At 63.9% G+C, this 19,199-nt stretch carries 16 protein-coding genes; 12 read left to right on the top strand and 4 right to left on the bottom strand.

The window, feature by feature from the left end; all coding sequences use genetic code 11:
• Positions 1–31: 31 nt before the first annotated feature.
• The 3 genes from G473_RS0102565 to thiL are packed head-to-tail and all read left to right on the top strand — an operon-like array spanning position 32 to position 2,058.
• On the top strand, positions 32–496 hold the full coding sequence (locus tag G473_RS0102565) for a 6,7-dimethyl-8-ribityllumazine synthase (RefSeq protein WP_029011814.1): 465 nt from the start codon (positions 32–34) through the stop codon (positions 494–496).
• Between the two features lie 18 nt (positions 497–514).
• Positions 515–1,066, top strand: coding sequence for a transcription antitermination factor NusB (gene nusB, locus G473_RS24715; protein WP_051329810.1), 552 nt, complete (start codon positions 515–517; stop codon positions 1,064–1,066).
• Positions 1,063–2,058 carry a thiamine-phosphate kinase gene (gene thiL, locus G473_RS0102555; RefSeq protein ID WP_029011813.1) on the top strand — a complete coding sequence of 332 codons (996 nt, stop codon included), beginning with the start codon at positions 1,063–1,065 and terminating at the stop codon, positions 2,056–2,058. The genes nusB and thiL overlap by 4 nt, the downstream gene beginning before the upstream one ends.
• 67 nt (positions 2,059–2,125) lie before the next feature.
• Here the strand turns inward: thiL and G473_RS24710 are convergent, their stop codons facing one another.
• A complete protein-coding gene (locus tag G473_RS24710) occupies positions 2,126–2,719 on the bottom strand; it encodes a TetR/AcrR family transcriptional regulator (protein WP_035705140.1) in 594 nt (197 codons plus the stop codon).
• A gap of 177 nt (positions 2,720–2,896) precedes the next feature.
• Between G473_RS24710 and G473_RS0102545 the strand changes: the two genes are divergently transcribed.
• The 6 genes from G473_RS0102545 to G473_RS28910 all read left to right on the top strand — a co-directional run bounded on the left by G473_RS0102545 (position 2,897) and on the right by G473_RS28910 (position 11,093).
• A complete protein-coding gene (locus G473_RS0102545; protein ID WP_029011812.1) occupies positions 2,897–4,069 on the top strand; it encodes an isovaleryl-CoA dehydrogenase in 1,173 nt (390 codons plus the stop codon).
• 148 nt (positions 4,070–4,217) lie between these two features.
• Positions 4,218–5,825: a carboxyl transferase domain-containing protein gene (locus G473_RS0102540; RefSeq protein ID WP_029011811.1), complete on the top strand. Its 1,608-nt coding sequence runs from the start codon at positions 4,218–4,220 to the stop codon at positions 5,823–5,825.
• An 11-nt stretch (positions 5,826–5,836) separates the two neighbouring features.
• The gene (locus tag G473_RS0102535; RefSeq protein ID WP_029011810.1) at positions 5,837–6,616 is read left to right on the top strand and encodes an enoyl-CoA hydratase/isomerase family protein; all 780 of its coding nucleotides are present in this window, start codon (positions 5,837–5,839) and stop codon (positions 6,614–6,616) included.
• On the top strand, positions 6,613–8,601 hold the full coding sequence (locus tag G473_RS0102530; protein ID WP_029011809.1) for an acetyl/propionyl/methylcrotonyl-CoA carboxylase subunit alpha: 1,989 nt from the start codon (positions 6,613–6,615) through the stop codon (positions 8,599–8,601). Before G473_RS0102535 ends, G473_RS0102530 begins: the two co-directional genes overlap by 4 nt.
• 184 nt (positions 8,602–8,785) lie before the next feature.
• A complete protein-coding gene (locus G473_RS0102525) occupies positions 8,786–9,166 on the top strand; it encodes a response regulator (protein ID WP_035705139.1) in 381 nt (126 codons plus the stop codon).
• Positions 9,167–9,209: 43 nt separating this feature from the next.
• Positions 9,210–11,093: a response regulator gene (locus G473_RS28910; protein ID WP_051329809.1), complete on the top strand. Its 1,884-nt coding sequence runs from the start codon at positions 9,210–9,212 to the stop codon at positions 11,091–11,093.
• Between the two features lie 4 nt (positions 11,094–11,097).
• On the opposite strand, the gene G473_RS30165 is transcribed toward G473_RS28910, so the two are convergent.
• A complete protein-coding gene (locus tag G473_RS30165) occupies positions 11,098–11,262 on the bottom strand; it encodes a hypothetical protein (RefSeq protein ID WP_154667227.1) in 165 nt (54 codons plus the stop codon).
• The gene (locus G473_RS0102505; protein WP_029011807.1) at positions 11,259–15,086 is read right to left on the bottom strand and encodes an ATP-binding cassette domain-containing protein; all 3,828 of its coding nucleotides are present in this window, start codon (positions 15,084–15,086) and stop codon (positions 11,259–11,261) included. Before G473_RS0102505 ends, G473_RS30165 begins: the two co-directional genes overlap by 4 nt.
• A 363-nt stretch (positions 15,087–15,449) precedes the next feature.
• Between G473_RS0102505 and G473_RS0102500 the strand changes: the two genes are divergently transcribed.
• Both G473_RS0102500 and G473_RS28905 read left to right on the top strand, forming a co-directional pair.
• On the top strand, positions 15,450–15,743 hold the full coding sequence (locus G473_RS0102500; RefSeq protein WP_029011806.1) for a Nif11-like leader peptide family natural product precursor: 294 nt from the start codon (positions 15,450–15,452) through the stop codon (positions 15,741–15,743).
• Positions 15,744–15,754: 11 nt separating this feature from the next.
• Positions 15,755–16,717 carry a GNAT family N-acetyltransferase gene (locus G473_RS28905; protein ID WP_154667226.1) on the top strand — a complete coding sequence of 321 codons (963 nt, stop codon included), beginning with the start codon at positions 15,755–15,757 and terminating at the stop codon, positions 16,715–16,717.
• Between the two features lies 1 nt (position 16,718).
• Here the strand turns inward: G473_RS28905 and G473_RS28900 are convergent, their stop codons facing one another.
• Positions 16,719–17,642: a helix-turn-helix transcriptional regulator gene (locus G473_RS28900; RefSeq protein WP_029011804.1), complete on the bottom strand. Its 924-nt coding sequence runs from the start codon at positions 17,640–17,642 to the stop codon at positions 16,719–16,721.
• A 299-nt stretch (positions 17,643–17,941) separates the two neighbouring features.
• Here G473_RS28900 and G473_RS0102485 point away from each other — a divergent pair, with 299 nt between their 5' ends.
• On the top strand, positions 17,942–19,198 hold the full coding sequence (locus tag G473_RS0102485) for an NHLP bacteriocin system secretion protein (RefSeq protein WP_029011803.1): 1,257 nt from the start codon (positions 17,942–17,944) through the stop codon (positions 19,196–19,198).
• Position 19,199: the final 1 nt, after the last annotated feature.

The following is a 19,199-nucleotide window of genomic DNA, read 5'->3' as shown; positions in this document are numbered from 1 at the left end:
TAGAACCGCCTGCTTTCAAGGAACCGGACCTATGGCTGACAGCCCCCATATCATGATCGTGGAAGCCCGCTTCTATGATGATCTTGCCGATGAACTGGTGAAGGGGGCTGTCGCCGAGCTGGAGAAGGCCGGCGCGACCTATGAAATCTTCCAGGTGCCGGGTGTCTATGAAGTGCCGGCGGCCATCCAGTTCGCCGTCCGCTCCATGGATTTCTATTCCGGTCGCCGCCGGTTTGACGGTTATGTCGCACTGGGCTGTGTGATCCGGGGTGAGACGACCCATTACGATTATGTCTGCACCGAAAGCGCGCGTGGTCTTCAGGATCTGGCGCTGCGCTATACGCTGGCCATCGGCAATGGCATCCTGACGACGGAGAACCGGGAACAGGCCTGGGTTCGCGCCGCCGTCAACCAGAAGAACAAGGGCGGCTTCGCCGCCAATGCCTGCTTGCAGATGATCGATCTGAAAAAGCAGTTCCGTCTTTATTCCCGTTGAAGTTCCAGGTTCCAGATCATGCCGCCGCGTAAGAAGATCGTCGCTCCGACCCAGCCGGAGCCGACCCCCAAGATAAAGCCCACCGGTTCCGCCAAGGCGCGCCGCAGTGCTGCCCGTTTGGCCGCCGTTCAGGGGCTTTATCAGATCGACCTTGCCGGCGTGTCCAGCGAGACGGTGATCATGGAATTTGTCCGTCACCGCATCGGCCAGGAACAGGATGGCGAGCAGTTTGTGACGGCCGAGCCGACCCTGTTCGCGGAGATCGTGCGCGGTGTCCAGGGCCGGCTGGCCGATGTGGACGGGTTGCTGGGTGACCTGCTGGACCGGCAATGGTCGCTGGAGCGCATGGAATTGTTGCTGCGCGCCATCCTGCGGGCTGGCGCCTGGGAATTGCTGGCCAATCCCGCCGTGGCCCCGCACATCATCATCAATGATTATATCGACGTGACCCATGCCTTCTTCGCCGGGCGCGAGCCGGGCATGGTGAATGGCGTGCTGGACAAGCTGGCCCGTGCCCTGCGCCCGGAAGAGATGGCCGCCAAGGCCGCCGCCCGGAAGGGTGACCAGTGAGCGCAGGCAGTCGCCTGGGTGAATTTGGCCGGATCGCCACTTACTTCCGGCCGCTGGCTGTGGGCGTTCCCGGCGCCTTCGACCTGACGGATGACGCCGCCATCCTGGATATCCCGCATGACCAGCAACTGGTGGTCACGGCGGATGGGATGGTGGCCGGTGTCCATTTCCTGCCCGGTGATGATCCGGCGGAACTGGCGCACAAGATCCTGGCCGTCAACATGTCTGACCTTGCTGCCAAGGGGGCGGAGCCGCTGGCCTATAGCCTGGTCATGGCCCTGCCGCGTGCAATAGGCGATGATTGGGTGGCCGCCTTTACCCAGGGGCTGGGGGAGGCGCAGCGCCTTTTCCGCATCAATCTTCTGGGCGGTGACAGTGTGTCCACCCATGGGCCGATGTCGCTGACCATCAATGCACTGGGTATCGTGCCGCGCGGTCACATGATCCGCCGCAAGGGGGCTAAGGCAGGCGATGCCCTGTTCGTGACCGGGACCATTGGCGACGCTGCGCTGGGCCTGAAACTGGCCCTCGGTACGCTGACCCGCCCTGTGCCGGACGCGGACAAGACCTATCTGCTGGGAAGGTTGCGCCGGCCGACCCCGCGCCTGGACCTTGTCGCTTCCCTGCGGGTCTTCGCCACCGCCGCCCTGGACGTGTCCGACGGGCTGGTGGCCGATATCGGGCATCTGGCCAAGGCCAGCGCTGTACGCCTGCGCCTGGATGTGCCGGCGGTCCCGCTTTCCCCCGCCGCTGCCCGGCTGGTTGTGGCGGAACCGGACCTGCTTATCCCCATCCTGACTGGCGGTGACGATTATGAAGTCGCCTTCACCGCCCCGGCGGATAAGGGTGACGATATTGCCGCCGCTGCCGCCAGCGCCGGCATCACCGTCACCCGTATTGGCCGGGTGGTGGAAGGGGAGCCGGGCGTCAGCGTGATCGGCGCCGACGGGACGGAATTATCCCTGGGCGAGGGCGGCTGGCGCCATTGTTGATGCTGCCGGTCTCTCTCTGATGCCCGTGCCGCCGCCGCGCCCGTCGGCGCGGATACCGGCCACCCGTTCAGCGAACGGCGATTCCGTCTAGAATCAAATCCCGGTGCAAGGCCACCAGTTGCTCTGCCGATTTGCGGCCGCCCGGCTGATACCAGGTGCAGATACCAGTCAGCATGGACAGGATGGCATAGGCGGCGATGGTCGGCTCCTCGGCCCGCAGGCTGCCATCCTCCCGGCCCCGGCGTAGAATACCGATCAACAGCCCTTCATATTCCCGTCGTAACGCTACGATGGTGGCGTGATTATCCGGTTCCAGGCTGCGTAACTCGGAATTGGCGATGAACACCTGTTCCCGCCGGGTGATATGGTACATGACGTGGAAGCTGATAAAAGCTTCCAACTGCGCCCTGGGGGTGGCATCCGCCGGGATTGCCGCCGTCGCCTCTGACAGCAGGACCGTCATATGGTCATGCACCAGATCGAACAGGATGTCCTGCTTGTTGCGGACATGATTGTAGAGCGAGCCGGGCTGAATGCCGACGGCATCAGCCAACTGGCGCAAGGTGATCGCTTCATACCCTTTCTTGAAGATCAGGGTCAGCGCCGCCTTGCGGATGGCTTCCATCGTCTTCGGGCCGTGGCTGCCGGCAGTGCGGGCCATCCGCTTTTTCTCCCCATCAGGTACGCAACGGGCGCCAAACCTGCTGTTCCGGCGCGCTGGCGTCAATGGGTTTTGCTGCATTCCCGGCGGCGCGAGGCCCGCGCGGATACGGGTTGATTTCGCCATTAAAAAAACGTATGACCGTTTTTATAAAAGCCAGAACCGGAGGAAACGCCCATGCCGAGCAACAGCCTTGCCCCGTTCGATTTCGGCCTTGGCGAGACGGCGGATGCGCTGCGCGACGCCGTTTCGTCCTTCGCAAATGACGAGATTGCCCCGCGTGCCGCGGAGATCGACCGCACCGACCAGTTCCCCATGGACCTGTGGAAGAAGATGGGTGACCTGGGTGTGCTGGGCGTGACGGTGGAGGAGGAATATGGCGGGGCCGCCATGGGCTATGTTGAACACATGGTTGCGATGGAGGAAATCTCCCGCGCCTCGGCCTCCGTCGGCCTGTCCTATGGCGCGCATTCCAACCTCTGCGTCAACCAGATCCGCCTGAACGGTAATGTGGATCAGAAGGCGCGCTACCTGCCCAAGCTGGTTTCCGGTGATTTCGTCGGTGCCCTGGCGATGAGCGAGCCGGGGGCGGGGTCGGACGTGGTGTCCATGAAGCTGCGGGCCGATAAGCGTGGCGATCGCTATGTGCTGAACGGCACCAAGATGTGGATCACCAATGGCCCGGATGCCGATGTGCTGGTGGTCTATGCCAAGACCGACCCGGCGGCGGGGCCGAAGGGCATCACCGCCTTTCTGGTGGAAAGGGGCTTCAAGGGTTTCTCCTGCGCGCAGAAGCTGGACAAGCTGGGGATGCGCGGCAGCCACACAGGCGAGCTGGTCTTTCAGGATTGCGAAATTCCGGAAGAGAATGTGCTGGGCCAGGTGAATGGCGGCGTGCGCGTGCTGATGTCTGGCCTGGATTATGAACGCGCGGTGCTGGCGGCGGGGCCGCTGGGCATCATGCAGGCCGCATTGGATATCGTCGTGCCCTATATCCATGAACGCCAGCAGTTCGGCCAGCCGATCGGTGAGTTCCAGTTGATCCAGGGCAAGGTGGCGGACATGTATGTCGCGCTGAATTCCTGCCGCGCCTATGTCTATGCCGTGGGCCGGGCGGCGGATGCCAAGCGCATCACCCGCAAGGATGCTGCCGGCGCCATCCTGCTGGCGGCGGAAAAGGCCACCCAGGTGGCGCTGGATGCGATCCAAATTCTCGGTGGCAATGGCTATATCAATGATTACGCCACCGGCCGTCTGCTGCGTGACGCCAAGCTGTATGAGATCGGCGCCGGTACCAGCGAAATCCGCCGGATGTTGATCGGGCGGGAGTTGTTCCGCGAGACGGTTTGAGGGTGAGGCTTTAAGTCCCCTCCCTACCGTCACCCCGGCGAAGGCCGGGGTCCAGTTCACAAGCGCTGTGCCCTACGATACTGGACCCCGGCCTTCGCCGGGGTGACGGTGGGAAAAAAGGCAAGCGCGGTCATTTGTGAGGCCCCCCATGCCCATCCTCTCCACCGCCATCGACCCGCGCAGCCCGGCCTTTGCGGAAAACACCGCCGCCATGCGCGCCCAGGTGGATGATTTGCGCGCCACCGTTGCCCGCATCGCCCAAGGCGGAGGGGAGAAGGCCATGGCCAAGCATCTTGCGCGCGGCAAGCTATCGCCGCGTGACAGGGTTCGCACATTGCTGGACCCCGGCACGCCCTTCCTGGAATTCAGCCAGTTGGCGGCATATCAGGTCTATGCCGATGATGTGCCCGCTGCTGGCATCATCACCGGCATCGGTCGGATCAGCGGCCAGGAATGCGTCATCGTCGCCAATGATGCCACCGTGAAGGGCGGCACCTATTACCCGCTGACGGTGAAAAAGCACCTGCGCGCCCAGGATATCGCCCAGGAAAACAACCTGCCCTGCGTCTATCTGGTGGATAGCGGCGGGGCCAACCTGCCCAATCAGGATGAGGTATTTCCCGACCGCGACCATTTCGGGCGCATCTTCTATAATCAGGCCACCCTGTCGGCCAATGGGGTGCCGCAGATCGCCGTGGTGATGGGGTCCTGTACGGCGGGCGGGGCCTATGTGCCCGCCATGGCGGATGAAAGCATCATCGTGAAGAACCAGGGCACCATCTTTCTGGGCGGCCCGCCTTTGGTAAAGGCGGCCACGGGGGAGGTGGTGTCGGCGGAGGATCTGGGCGGTGGCGACGTTCACACCCGCATCTCTGGCGTGGCCGACCATCTGGCTAGCGATGATGGCCACGCGCTGGGCATTGCGCGGCGCATTGTCGGCAACCTGAACCGGGTGAAGCAGCCGGAGATGGATATCAAGCCGGTGCGCGAACCGCTTTATCCGGCGGAAGACCTGTACGGCATCATCCCCACCGACACCCGCAAACCCTATGATGTGCGGGAGATCATTGCCCGCATCGTCGATGGCTCTGAACTGGATGAGTTCAAGGCGAACTATGGCACCACGCTGGTCTGCGGCTTTGCCCGGCTATGGGGGATGCCGGTGGGCATCATCGCCAATAATGGCATTCTGTTCAGCGAAAGTGCGGTGAAGGGCGCGCATTTCATCGAACTGTGCTGCCAGCGCAAAATCCCGCTGCTGTTCTTGCAGAACATCACCGGCTTCATGGTGGGCCGGAAATATGAGAATGCCGGCATCGCCAAGGATGGGGCCAAGCTGGTGACGGCGGTGGCCTGTGCCAATGTGCCGAAACTGACGCTGATCATTGGCGGCAGTTTTGGGGCCGGTAATTACGGCATGTGTGGCCGTGCCTTCAACCCGCGCTTCCTGTTCATGTGGCCCAATGCCCGCATCTCCGTGATGGGCGGTGAGCAGGCGGCCAATGTGCTGGCCACCGTGCGCCGCGACGGGCTGGAGGCACAGGGCAGGGACTGGAGTGCCGAAGACGAAGAAGCATTCAAATCCCCGATCCGGGAGCAATATGAACGCCAGGGCCACCCCTATTACGCCTCTGCCCGGCTGTGGGATGATGGCATCATCGACCCTGCCGATACCCGCAATGTGCTGGGTCTGTCTTTGTCGGCGGCGCTGAACGCGCCCATTCCGCCGGCGAAGTTCGGCGTGTTCCGGATGTGAGGAGGGCGATTATGAGCGATATCCTCACCTCCATCGACCCGCGCGGTGTGGCAACCGTCACGCTGAACCGACCGGAAATCCACAATGCGTTTAATGATACGGTGATCGCCGACCTGGCCGGCATTTTCCGCCGGCTGGGCGATGATCCGGCGGTCCGCATTCTGGTGCTGCGCGGTAATGGCAAAAGTTTTTCTGCTGGTGGCGATCTGAACTGGATGCGCCGGATGGCCGGCTACAGCCAGGAGGAAAATGTCGCCGACGCCATGGGCTTGGCGACCATGCTGCGCACCCTGAATGAATGCCCCAAGCCGACCCTGGCTGTGATCCATGGCCATTGCTTTGCCGGGGCGGTGGGGCTGGTGGCGGCTTGCGATATCGCAATCGCCGCCGATGCCGTGCAGTTCGCGCTGACGGAAGTGCGGCTGGGCCTGATCCCCGCCACCATCGGCCCCTATGTGGTGGCTGCCATGGGTGCCAGGGCCTGCCGCCGCTATTTCCTGACCGCGGAACGGTTCGGTGCCGCGGAAGCCCATCGGTTGGGGCTGGTGCATGAGGTGGTGGGGCCGGACGATCTGGACGCTGCCACCGAACGGCATATTGCCCATCTGCTGGCCGGCGGGCCGATGGCTCTGGCAGCGGCCAAAGACCTGATCCGCGCGGTTGATGGTCCAGTGAGTGATGCGATGATGGCCGATACAGCCGCCCGCATCGCCAATGCCAGGGCGGGGGCAGAAGGCCGCGAAGGACTGGCCAGTTTCTTTGACAAGCGCAAACCGGGATGGGTGAAATGAGCCGGATCACATCAGTTCTGATCGCCAACCGGGGTGAAATCGCCTGCCGGGTGATGCGCACCGCCCGCCGGTTGGGCCTGTCCACCGTGGCCGTCTATTCCGATGCGGATGCCGATGCAATGCATGTGGCGATGGCCGACCGGGCGGTGCATATCGGCCCGGCCCCGGCGCGTGAAAGCTATTTGCTGGGTGACCGCATCATTGCGGCGGCCAAAGCGGCGGGCGCGGATGCCATCCATCCCGGCTATGGCTTCCTGTCGGAAAATGCCGCTTTTGCCGAGGCGGTGGCCGCTGCCGGGCTGGTCTTCATCGGCCCGCCGGCCAGCGCCATCCGCGCCATGGGCGGCAAGTCAGAGGCCAAGGCCTTGATGGAGCAGGCGGGTGTGCCGCTGGTGCCGGGCTATCATGGCGCTGATCAGGATGAAGCCCTGCTGGCGGCAGAGGCGGCGCGCATTGGCTTCCCCGTGCTGATCAAGGCCTCTGCCGGCGGTGGCGGCAAGGGAATGAAGGTGGCGGAGACAGCGGCGGAGTTCCCCGCTGCGCTGGCTTCGGCCAAACGGGAGGCCAAGGCCAGCTTTGGCGATGACCGGGTGCTGATCGAAAAATATCTGGCCCGCCCGCGCCATGTGGAAATCCAGGTCTTTGCCGACAGTCAGGGCGATTGCGTCTATCTGTTTGAACGCGATTGCTCCATCCAGCGCCGGCACCAGAAGGTGGTGGAGGAGGCGCCGGCCCCCGGCATGGACCCCGCCATTCGCGCCCGCATGGGGGCGGCGGCGGTGGCGGCGGCCCTGGCCATCGGCTATGTCGGCGCCGGCACGGTGGAATTTTTGCTGGATAGCGATAATTCCTTTTATTTCATGGAGATGAATACCCGTCTTCAAGTGGAGCATCCGGTAACGGAGGCGATTACCAGCCAGGATCTGGTTGAATGGCAATTGCGGGTGGCGGCAGGGGAGCCGTTGCCACTGACGCAGGAACAGTTGGCCATCAACGGCCATGCCATTGAGGTTCGGTTATATGCCGAAGACCCGGCCAAGGGCTTCCTGCCACAGACGGGCCGGCTGAGCCATCTGCGCTTCCCCGAGGCGGGGCCGCATGTGCGGGTGGATACGGGCGTGCGGGCAGGCGACGCTATTTCCATCCATTACGACCCGATGATCGCCAAGCTGATCGTCTGGGACCGTGACCGCGCGTCCGCCGTGCAGCGGTTGCGACGGGCGCTGGCGGAAACGGAAATTGCCGGGCTGAATGCGAACGTGCCGTTCCTGTCCGCTATCGCCGCCCATCCGGGCTTTCTGGCGGCGGATCTGGATACGCGCTTTATCGAGCGTTATGGCGACGATCTTCTGCCGCCACACGCGGCCCCGGCGGCGGATGTGCTGGCACTGGCCAGCCTGGGGCTGGTGCTGTCACGTCGTGAACCGGCTAATGCTGATCCCTGGGGCGCGGTGGGCGGTTTGGCGCTGAATCTGCCTGCGGTGGACCGGCTGGCATGGCGGGAGCCGGGAGAGGGCGGCACGACTCATCCGGTGGAGGTGGAATGGCAGCGCGATGGTTTTCTTCTCAAGCAGGATGGCCGGTCCATCAAGACCAGTGGTCAACTTGATCCAGCGGATGGAATATTGCGGGCGACACTGGAAGGTACCCGTGTCAACGCCCGCTGGGTCTGCCAGGGGCGTGAGGTCAATCTGTTCTATGCCGGCGGCACATACCGGCTCCTCCTCTCAGATCCCCACGCGGGGAGGGACGGAGAGGCCTCTGGCCATGGCCGCCTTATCTCCCCCATGCCGGGCAAGGTGATTGCCCTATTGGTGACGGAGGGAGCAGACGTTACCAAGGGGCAACCCATCATTGTTCTGGAAGCAATGAAGATGGAACACACCCTCAAAGCGCCTGCGGATGGGAAAGTCACTGATCTGCGCTATCAGGTTGGTGATCAGGTGGCGGAAGGTGTGGAGCTGGTTGGGTTTGAAGCCGCCTGACTACGATGTGATGTCGTCTGCTGGGAAAATCCCGCCCCTCCCCCAATCGGGGGAGGGGGATAGTCCTTTGCTATGCCTATGGCTTTCGGGTTAGGGCGCAACGACTAGCGAAATCCTGTCCGTTCCCGCCTAAAAATTGGCATCGTTGCGCGTCTGCGACAGCAGTGGATTGGAATGGTTGGGCATGCAGGGCAAACATATCCTGATCGTGGAGGACGAGTTCCTGATCGCGATCCATGCGGCAGACGTGATGGAGGGATTGGGTTTCCGTGTCGGCGGTCCTGTCGCGACGGTTGATCAGGCGCTGGATATGGTGCGTGCCGAACAATTTGATGGGGCCATCCTGGATGTGAACCTGTCAGGTACCCTGGTCTTTCCACTGGCGGAGGAACTGGCTGCCCGTGACATTCCGTTTATCCTGACCAGCGGTTATGAAGCGACGGGGTTGCCGCCTGTCTGGCGTGACCGTCCCCATCTGCGCAAGCCGGTGATTGAGCGTGAACTGGCAAAGCTTGCCAGCAGCGTTTTTGGCCAGGGTGAAATGGCGGTGGCCGTTGTTGATTGAACCCGGCGGTGAGGGGGCCCCGGCGCAACCGGGGAACACAGAGATGAGCCGGCAACGCATCCTTCTGGTGGAGGACAGCCCCACCCAGGCCATGCGCCTTTTGTTCCTCCTGGAAGAGCAGGGGTACGAGGTTGAGCATGTGGACAGTGCGGAAGAGGCGCTACGGGTTCTCAATCGTACAGTGCCGCATCTGCTGATCGTCGATCATCATTTGCCAGGCCTTCAAGGGGCTGACCTGTGCCGTCAGGTGCGCCTGCATGTGGCGACCCTTTCAATGCCGATTCTGGTATTGACGGCGGACGAGACGCCGATGCGCCAGCGTGAAGGGCTGGACAGCGGCGCTGATGATTTCTTGCCGAAATCCACGGACCCGGCGGTGTTGATGCTGCGGGTGCGCAACCTGCTGCGCCATGCCCGCCGTGATGCCGATGTCGATGTCCTGCCCCAGACCACTTTCCGCCAGCCGCGTGCGCTGCTGGTCGGGTTCCCGGCCAGTGACGCGCGTGAACTGGAGGCTTTGCTGCTGGATGAAGGATGCTTGATCCAGCGCAGCGTTGACGGCCGTCAGGCCATGAAGCTGCTGGAAGCATCGCCTGCTGACGGTGTGCTGGTGGCAGAGCGTCTGCCCGACATGCCCGGCGTGGAATTCTGCCGTAATCTGGCGGTCCCCGGCGGGCCTGCCCCGGCTGTCATCCTGGTGCTGCGCAGCGTGCCCGGCACGCAGATGACGCACGACATGCTCCAGGCCGGTGTCAACGATCTGTATGTCCAGGGCGGCCCCCTGGCGCCGTTGCGCGCCCGGCTGCGCGCCATCATGCGCCGTCGCTTCCTGGAGGAACAGAACCGGCGTCTGCTGGCTGACTTCCGGGAGCGTGAGGGCAGGGCCCTGATGCTGGAGGCGGAGCGCAATGCCGCCCAGGCCCGCGCCGCGTTGGCCGATCAGCTTGCCGCCGCCAATAAGCGGCTGGCCGATCAGGCGCTGATCACCAGCACCATCACCCATAATGTGCGAACCGGCCTGATCCTGACGGACGAGGCGGGCGCCGTTACCTATATCAACCCTCCGGCGGAGGCCTTGCTGGGGCCGATCTCTGGCGCCACGGGGGGGCAATGCCTGTTTGAGCGTCTGGGTGCCCCCCTGGTGCCGGGACATCCGGCCCGCGCCGTTACCGACCAGGCCTGTACGGTGACCACGCCGGAAGGCCGTGTCGTGCCGGTCTTGTTCTCTGTAACGCCCCTTGATGGTGGACATGGCCCTTCCGGTGCCGTGATCCAGATCGTGGATGTGACCGAGCGGCGACAGGCGGAAGAACGCCAGGCATTGCTGATGGCGGAACTGTCGCACCGCGTGAAGAATACATTGGCGACCGTCTTGTCCATCGGCTCGCAGACGCGTCGCCGGCACACGACCATTGACGGTTTCTGGTCTTCCTTTGAAGGGCGCCTGCGCGCCTTGTCGGAAACCCACAATCTGCTGGCCGAACATTTCTGGGAATGGGTCAAGCTGGGCGACGTGATCGGCCATGAGGTGACACCCTATGCCCAGGAGCCGCAGGATGTGACCCTGGAAGGCCCTGCGATTGAATTGCGGCCCCGTGCCGCGCTCGCCCTAGCCCTGGTCTTCCATGAACTGGCAACAAATGCTGCCAAATATGGCGCCTTCCTGCGGGGTGGCGGGCATCTGGCGGTGACATGGCAGGTGGTGGAGCCACCCGCCACCAATCGCCCCACCATCCATCTGGAATGGAAGGAAAGCGGCGGGCCGCCCGCCAGCCAGCCGGCCCATGCCGGTTTTGGGTCCACCTTGATCCGGCAAAGCGTGGCGTATGAGCTTCAGGGCAAATCCTCCCTGCTGTTCGAGCCCGATGGGTTGCGTTGCCGGTTGGAAATCCCCTTGGGGCCGGATCTGCGCCCCTGTCACGTCTGACGGGTCAAAACCCTGCCAGCCAGAGGGCCAGCCACAGTCCGGCAAGGGCCAGCCCGGCCTGTGCCAGAATGCGGGGTGGTGGCGTGAAGCGGGGCGGTGTGTCCGTATGGTCGGGAACGGTCAGCCGTTCCAGCGCCCGTTGGCGGTAAAGCGGTTTGCGTTCCTTCATGCTGTGACCATCCTTCCGCCTTCCATCCTGTAAACATGGTCGGCCAGGGCCAGCGTGCGCGGGCGATGGGTGACCAGCAGCAGGGCGCTGCCCATGGCACGGATGGTGGCAACCAGGGTGCGTTCCGTTTCCGGGTCCAGGGCGGCGGTCGCCTCATCCAGCACCAGCAGGCGCGGCCGTGTCAGCAGGCATCGGGCCAGATGCAGGCGCTGCACCTGACTGGCAGCCAGATTGCTGTCAGAGACCAGCGATTGCAGCCCCATGGGCAGGGCTGCGATATCGTCCCACAATCCCACCAGCCTCAACACAGCCTCCAACTCCTCCAGCGGGCGGGGAAAGGTGCCGGTCAGATGGTGGCGCACGGTTGCCAGGGGCAGGGGCATATCCTGCTCCACAGCGTCCATCCGCTGGCGCAGCGCGAACAGGCGGGAGATGGGACAGGGCACGCCATCGATCAGGATTGTTCCTTGGTCTGGCGGCTGGAACCCCAGCAGCAGCCGCAGCAGGGTGGACTTGCCGCAGCCGGATGGCCCGGTCAGCGCCACAACCTGCCCCGGCGCCACCATCAGGCTGGCCCCGTCCACGGCGGGCCGGGCCTGTCCTGGATAGGTGAAGCGCACCGCCTCCAAAGCGAGGCTGCCGGAAAAATCATCGTCCCCTTCCTGGTGGAACAGGGCCTCCGGTGTGGCGGCGAGCAGGGGGTGCGCCGCTCTTTTCGCAGGGGATGACGCCATGAGGATGAACGTACCCTCCGCCGCCAGGGTGCCCCCGATCAAGGCCAGCAGGCCTGGCAGCCCGATGCCCCCGGCAAAGCTTGCGCCTGCCACCAGCAGAAGGGGCAACAAAGCGCGGTAGAGATTGATCGGGACTTGCGTCCGGCCATGGCTTCTATCTGAAGCCAACGCCAGCAGACGGGCATGCTGCTGAAGTGCCCCGGTCGCCCCCAGACGCCGCAGAACGGGAAAATGGCTCATCATGGCGAAGGTGAATTTTTCCCATGCCACATGGTCCTTTTGCCGTGCCGCTTCGCCCCTCGCCCGGCACCAGCCAAACAGGAGGCCGCCCGCCACCATCGTCCCTGCCACGGGGAGGGTTTGCAGGGCACCAGCCATCACGCCAGCCAGCATCAGCAGCCCCCCTGCCACCGCCATCATCGAGGCCGGCGGCCTGTCCAGCAGCAGGGTGGAAAGCCCGCTCAGCCCCCGGGTGAGTGTGTCCTGTCCCAACCCGCGATAATGCCAGGCAGGCAGACGCAACAGCCGTGCGGCAGTACCTGCCTGTTGTTGCCATGCGACGATACCCAGCGCCCGCAGCCAGTAGCCGCCCGCCGCCAGCGCCAGGACCAGCCCCGCCAGTGCCGCCATCAGGCCTGGGGGGCCATATCCAGCCATCAGCAAGGATGCCGCGGCCAGGATCAGCAGCAACAGGGCCGCCGCCAAATCGCGCCCGGCGCGGAAAGCAGTAGGATCACTATCGGCGATTGGCTGCACTGAATAAGGCTGGCGGTCGGTCAGTGCTGGAAGAGAGGTGAGTTTCTTCATCCCCCCTGCCGTCACCTCGCCATAAGTGCCTGCGATGGGGCGGAGGGGCAATATCCGGCCATCATCGGCAAACAGCAGCAAGGGCCCGTGGTCGCGTGCCATCCAGCCGCTGGTAAGGCGCACCGGTCGCAGATGCAGCCCCAGATGCCGGGCCGCGGCCATCAGCGTTTGCCCTGGCAGGGGCGGGGTTGCAGTACCATTCCCGGCAAGAAGGGACAGGGCATGCCATTCCGCTGCTGTGCAGGGGGCGGGGGCGGCCAATGGGGGGAGGGGGACGGTTTCAATCTGCGGCAAGGGGGGCGGGGTGGAAAGGTCCGCCACGGCCTGCCACGGTGCCAAAGCCCCCCCTTTCAGGTGGAAACACTGATCACAGGCCGCCAGGGTTTCACCCCGCTGGCTGATGATCACAAGGGTGATGCCGGCATGGCGAAGCCCCTCACGCAGGCGCCGTTCCAGCGGCAGGTCCAGCCCGTCAAGGATGCCGTCCAGCACCAGCAGGCGGGGCTGGCGAACCAGGGCACGGGCTAAAAGAAGCCGTCGCCGTTCCCCGCCACTGAACAGCCCGTCATCCCCGGTAACCTGGGCATCCAGCCCCCCTGGTTTGGCCAGTACGGCCCTGTCGATGCAGGCCTGTCCCAGTGCAGCCATGATGGCCGCATCAGTCACTGTCGGGTCGAACAGGCTGATATTGTCCCGCACTGTGCCGGGCAGCAGGCCATGGCGCGTTACCAGGGCCGCCGCCGCGGGGATGGTGACCGTACCCTGCCAGGGTAAGGCCAGCCCCGTCAGCAGCAGGCCAAGGGTGCTGCACCCGGCCCCGCGTTCCCCCGTCAGTCCGGTCTGGGAACCGGTGGGCAGGACCAGTGACAGATCATGGATCACCGCTGGCTGGCCGATGACATGGCCGAAACTGACCCGATCCAGTCTTGCGGCTTCTGCGTCTGCCGCTTTTCCCGCTTTTATACCGGTCGTCAGTGTTGCCAGGGCGGGCGGGCCCGGATCGGCCATGGCCTGTGCTTCTTCCACAGGCGCGCGCAACAGGCTGTGGGACAGTGCCAGCCGGACCAGGGGATAGAGGATCAGAAGCGAGAGCATGCCGATGGGCACCCTCTCTGCCGGGGCTATCCATGTCGCCGCCATGGTCGGTGCCAGTGTCAACGCGATAGGTGCCAGCAGGCAGGGCAGCATGGCCGCCCCGGCCCGCTGCATCTGGTCCAGCCGCTGGGCCTCCCGGTTCAACATTCCATCCAGAAAGGCATGGTGACGACCGGCCAGCTTCAACAGCCCGATGGACCATAAGCTTTCGGCTGCCGGCAGGGCCGGCATTGCACCGAACCGGTCGCCACCGCTGGCCGGGGCCTGCCGCCGGCCCGCCTGCCGCCAGAAAAGTGCCAGGCATAAGAGGGTGAGAAAGAGGGCACCTGTCCCGATCAATGGATGAAGATGGGCCAGCAGGATCAGGCATGGCACCAGCGCGATCATATCCAGCAGGGCCGATCCCGCCTTGCCTTCCACCCATTGGGCAAGACGCATAGGCGCTTCCGCCGTTCCCGCCAGCGTCCGGGCGAAGCGGTAACGGTAAAAAAGATCGGGCTGGCCCAGCAGCCGCGGGGCCAGCCTGTCCCCTTCTCCCAGGGTGATGGTGCGTGCGAGATGGCGCTGGCCCCAGATGCGGAGGGTGAGCAGGAGGGCAGCCATTGCCAGGGGAAGGGCTGCTTGCTCCGGCTGAAGGGCGGCATAGGCTGCTGCCGTCCAGCCCCCCAGGGTGGCGACCAGGATGAAAGCCAGCCACCCCGCCTGACGCCGCGCCATGTCGGCCACGACCGATCCTGCACCGGGGGTGGGGGCGAGCTGTGTGAAATCCGGCCCCGGCCGCATCCGCAGAACAATGCCGGTGAAACGGTCATCGAACTCCGCCATCGGCATGACATAAGGGCCGCGTGCAGGGTCGTTCACCCGCACATTCTCCGCATCCAGCCCTTCCACCACGATCATATGGTTGAAATCCACCTGCACGATCAGGGGAAAGCCCAGATCCGCCAGCGTTTCCGGCGGGCGGGAGAAGCTTTGCACCACCAGCCCGTGGCGGCGTGCCGTGGCGGCGATGATGGAAAGGCGGCTGCCATCGCGCGATACGCCGGTTTCGTGGCGTAACTGTTCCATCGGTACGTGCCGGCCATAATGTCCAAGGATGATCGCCAGGGCGGCGACGGCACATTCGCTATCCTGCCGTTGCCGGATGGAAGGTGTGGTTACCCGGCCCAGGCCCCGCCTTTTTGCCACCGATCTTTCCCTTGTCCCTGTCGATTGGCGTCCATCGTCTGATAATGGTCTAGGGTGTGGCGGCGGCGCTTGTCGATCCCGACATGCTATGCGTGAGCCTTTTCCGATATTTGCCTGCCCGCATAGTTGTTGGTCTGTTTCGCAGAGGGTGGCGCATATTGCCTTTGTTGGCCATCGCGGGAATGTTGAATAAAGCCGCATTCCCGACCGGTTCCGTGCCATGGCCGGTATGGAAAGGAAGGTGGCTGGTCAAGGGTGTGCTTTGCCTCACAGTTTTCGCGCTCTGGACCGTATATGTTGACCCCCGTCACCGTGAGTGCTTTCTAGGCGAACTTTACGCCAAACCCGTTCCGGGATACTGCAATGAGTGAAGATGCGCTGATCGATTTCTACCGTATGGTGCGCGAGGATGAGGCGCTGATGCAGCGTCTGTCTTCCTGCCGCGACCTCGGCACGCTGATCACGGCCCTGCGGGCGGAAGCATCATCGCGCGGGTTTGAGATCGGGGCCGATACGGTGGGGGAGGCCTTGAGCGATATCAAGAGCTTCATCGATATCGCCAATGATGATGAACTGACCGACCTGGAACTGGAACTGGTATCGGCTGGTGCCGCCATCACGGATCAGGGCGGGCCGAAGGGCGGTTGGGGCCCCTGACCGGTTCGGGCATGCCTGTGCTTGAGATTGAAAATCTGCCGGGCGGGGCGATCCGCCCTGGCTTTGCCGGCTTTCTCTATCCCCGCCATCGCTATGTCCTGACGGGGGAGATTGTCGATTACGATGTCGCGCAGCCCGCACCAGAGGTTTTTACAGCGCTGACGGCCGCTTTGGACGGGGTCCCGGCCGGGTGCCTGCTGCTGGGGCCAGATCGTCCGGGGCTTACCCGTGTCTTTTCCATCATGACGGCCCCGCCGCTGCGCCGCCGGGGGGTGGCTGCGGCCCTGTTGGCGCAGGCCCGCAGCGTGGCGCTGGCCTCTGGCCATGCCGGGCTGATCGCCTATCACAATGACCGCATGCGTTTGCGGGGCGCTTATGAAGCGTTGTTGCAGCATGCCGGTTGGCAGACCCCAGTGCTGGAAGAGGTGCGGGTCGGTGGGCCGGCGGGGCCGTTTGCCGAGAAGGTTGCTGCCAAATGGTCCGCCCTGTTTCGCCGGCAGGATGATGAGGGCTTCGGCCTGATGCTTCATTCGACCAGGCCGCCGGGCGCCGACGCGGCGATCACTGCCCTTTGTGAGAGCGGTCAGGTGGAGGAAATGCTGCGCCCGGTGGGCTGGATCATGGATCATGCCGATCCGGCGGTCAGCATCCTGCTGCTGCATCACGGGCGGATCGTCGGCTGGATCATCGGGGAACGGTCACCGCGGATGGAGGGTATCCATTATACGCTGGGCTATGTCGTGCCATCCTTGCGCCGCGCGGGTTGGCTTTTCCGGGGACTGATGGAAGTCACGCGGCTTCAGGCTGCTGCCTATGGCCCTGACAGCCCCGCCGCTTATGAGACGCGGGGCACCAATCAGGCCATGATCCGGACCATCCTGGACCATGTGGCCCCTTTTGCGGCCTGGACCGACCGGCGTTTCCAGGCCCGGCTGCAATGGGCGGACCTGCCGCCCCAGCCGGTGCCGGCGTAAATCACCCTTCCCGTGTGCCGGAGAGATGCCGGCGCGGCGGCTCGCCAAAGCGATTGCGATAGGCGGTGATGAAATTATTGACGTGGCTGTAGCCGACCTTCCACGCGATCGTCTTCAACGGCATGTCCAGATCGAACAGCAATGTCCGGGCCTGTTCCAGACGTTCGTTGCGCAAACATTCGAACACGGTGACGCCGAACAGGGTCTTGAACCCTTCATTCAGCTTCTTCTCATGCAGCCCTACGGAGGTTGCCAACTGACGCAGCGAAGGCGGCTTGATCAGATCTGCCAGCAGCTTTTCCCGGGCCGTACGCAGGATTTCCACCTCCTGTGCGGACAGGCCGGAGGGATCATCATCCGGGGCTTCCAGGTCAGAGACGGTGAGCGCCAGATATTCCAGTGCCTTTGCCAGCAGCAGTAACCGGCGCAGGGCGGGATCGGCCATATCCTGTGCCAGCATACTGTCTACCACCCGTAACGTGCCGGCGCTGGGCAGTCTGCTCTCAAAGAAGGCGGGTTTCGGTCCCGTTTCCAGATAGCATTGCAGAACGCGCGGTACGCCAGCCGCGCCGAACAGATTTTCCAATGCTGGCGGGGTGACCTGCAGGCCGATCCCGCGCAGATTTTCCCCTGCCGGAACCTGGATATGCACTTGCCCGTCACCCGGCATGAAACGGTGCGTACGCCCTGCATTGACGCTGACCCAGCCTTCTTCCGGCGCTTCCTTATCCATGGAGAGACGCAGCCCGCCATGGGTCAGGCCAATCAGGTTGAGGCAGTGACCATCTGCCGGTCCTGTTCCGGTTATGTCCAGCTCCCGCGCTGCCGTGACGTCCAGAAGCTGCAGACGGATACCCGGTCCCAGTTCCAGAATCTCGGCCCGACCGTCGAGTTGATCTGTCATCGCCAGTAAAGGCAAGGTCATCCCCCATGCGTGCCAGTTGCCGCCCCAGGACCGGGTATCCCGTCCCTCAACCGCTTTTCAGGATGCCCATCGCTGCGTGGGCATCGCATTGTTCAAGGCTGCAACCCACGACAAATTCCGCATATTCCCGTGGATTGCAAACAAGAATGCAATGTGAGGATTAATTATAACGGACTGTCCGTTGCGCATTGTATTATCCCTTCGGGAGAGCCCTAACGCATTGTTCGGGGTGGCTGCGCCGAGGCGTGCCTTGCCCTATTTCTATTGAATTTGCATTAACACAAGACGTACGGGGACCTATGTCGACGCAGATATTCCGCAAGGCTGCGCTGGAGCGTATCGCGTCGCCGGAGCAGCTTGATCTGGTCGTCAACGTCACCGACATGCGTGCCCGGGTCGCCCTTGGCGGGCTGGCACTGGCGGCTGTTGCCGCCCTCGTCTGGGGCTTTGCTGGTTCCATCCCCACCGACGCGCCGGGCCAGGGCATCCTGATCAACCAGGGTGGCCGTGTGGTAACGGCCATGACTCTTTCCGCCGGCACCCTGGCGGAACTGGATGTCGCCGTCGGGGACATGGTGCAGGCGGGGCAGGTGGTTGCAACCATTGCCCAAGCGGAAACGGAACTGGACCTGAACAATACCCGCGCCCTGCTGGCGGAGCGGGAGGCCGAACTGACGGCACGGGAAAAATCCCTGGAGCGGGAACTGGCGCTGCGCCAGGAGAACCTGAGCCGGCGGCGTCAGGCCCTGGCCCAGGCGGCGGAAGCGGCGCGTGGGCGAATCCGCTTCCTGGAGGAACAGCTTGCCGGTCGCCGGGAACTGCAATCCCAGGGCTACACAACCAGCAGCCGGGTGCAGGAGGCACAGGAGGCGCTGGGCGAGGCACAGCGCACCTTCGCAGAGGCGCAGGCCGAACTTGTGGGTCTGGACAGCCAGTCCATGCAGGCCAATCTGGAGGGGGAGCGTGAAATCAACCGTCTGCGGGATTCTGTTACGGAAACGCGGAGGCGGGTGGATGAATTGTCCCTGCAACTGGCCAATTCCGCTGCTGTCCGCGCGCCGGTCAGTGGTCGGGTGACGGAACTGAAGGTCGGGGCGGGAAGTGTGGTCGGCACCGGCGCCCCGATCCTGTCCATTGAGACGGTGGGCGAAAGCCTGCAAGCCATTCTCTATATCCCAACCGACAAGGGCAAGACGGTACAGCCGGGCATGCAGGTCCGTATCGCGCCGGCGACGGTGAAGAAGGAGGAATTCGGCACGCTGATCGGCACTGTCCGTTCTGTGTCAGCATATCCTTCCACCGATAGCGGCATCGCCGCCGTGGTGCAGAATGAGACGCTGGTGCGTGAATTTACCAAGAAAGGGGCCCCTTACGAGGCAAGGGTGGATCTGGTGCCGGCCAGCACCCCCAGCGGCTTCACCTGGACATCCGGTGCCGGGCCAGAGGTTGACCTGACCAGCGGCACGATGGTGGCGGCGGAAATCACGGTTCGCCGGCAGCGGCCGGTGGAACTGATCCTGCCCTTCTTCCGCAAGCTGCTTGGCCAGACGGCGTGAC

The organism is Niveispirillum irakense DSM 11586 (genome assembly GCF_000429645.1).
GTDB classification, from domain to species: domain Bacteria; phylum Pseudomonadota; class Alphaproteobacteria; order Azospirillales; family Azospirillaceae; genus Niveispirillum; species Niveispirillum irakense.
This window is presented reverse-complemented; position numbering and strand designations above follow the sequence as displayed.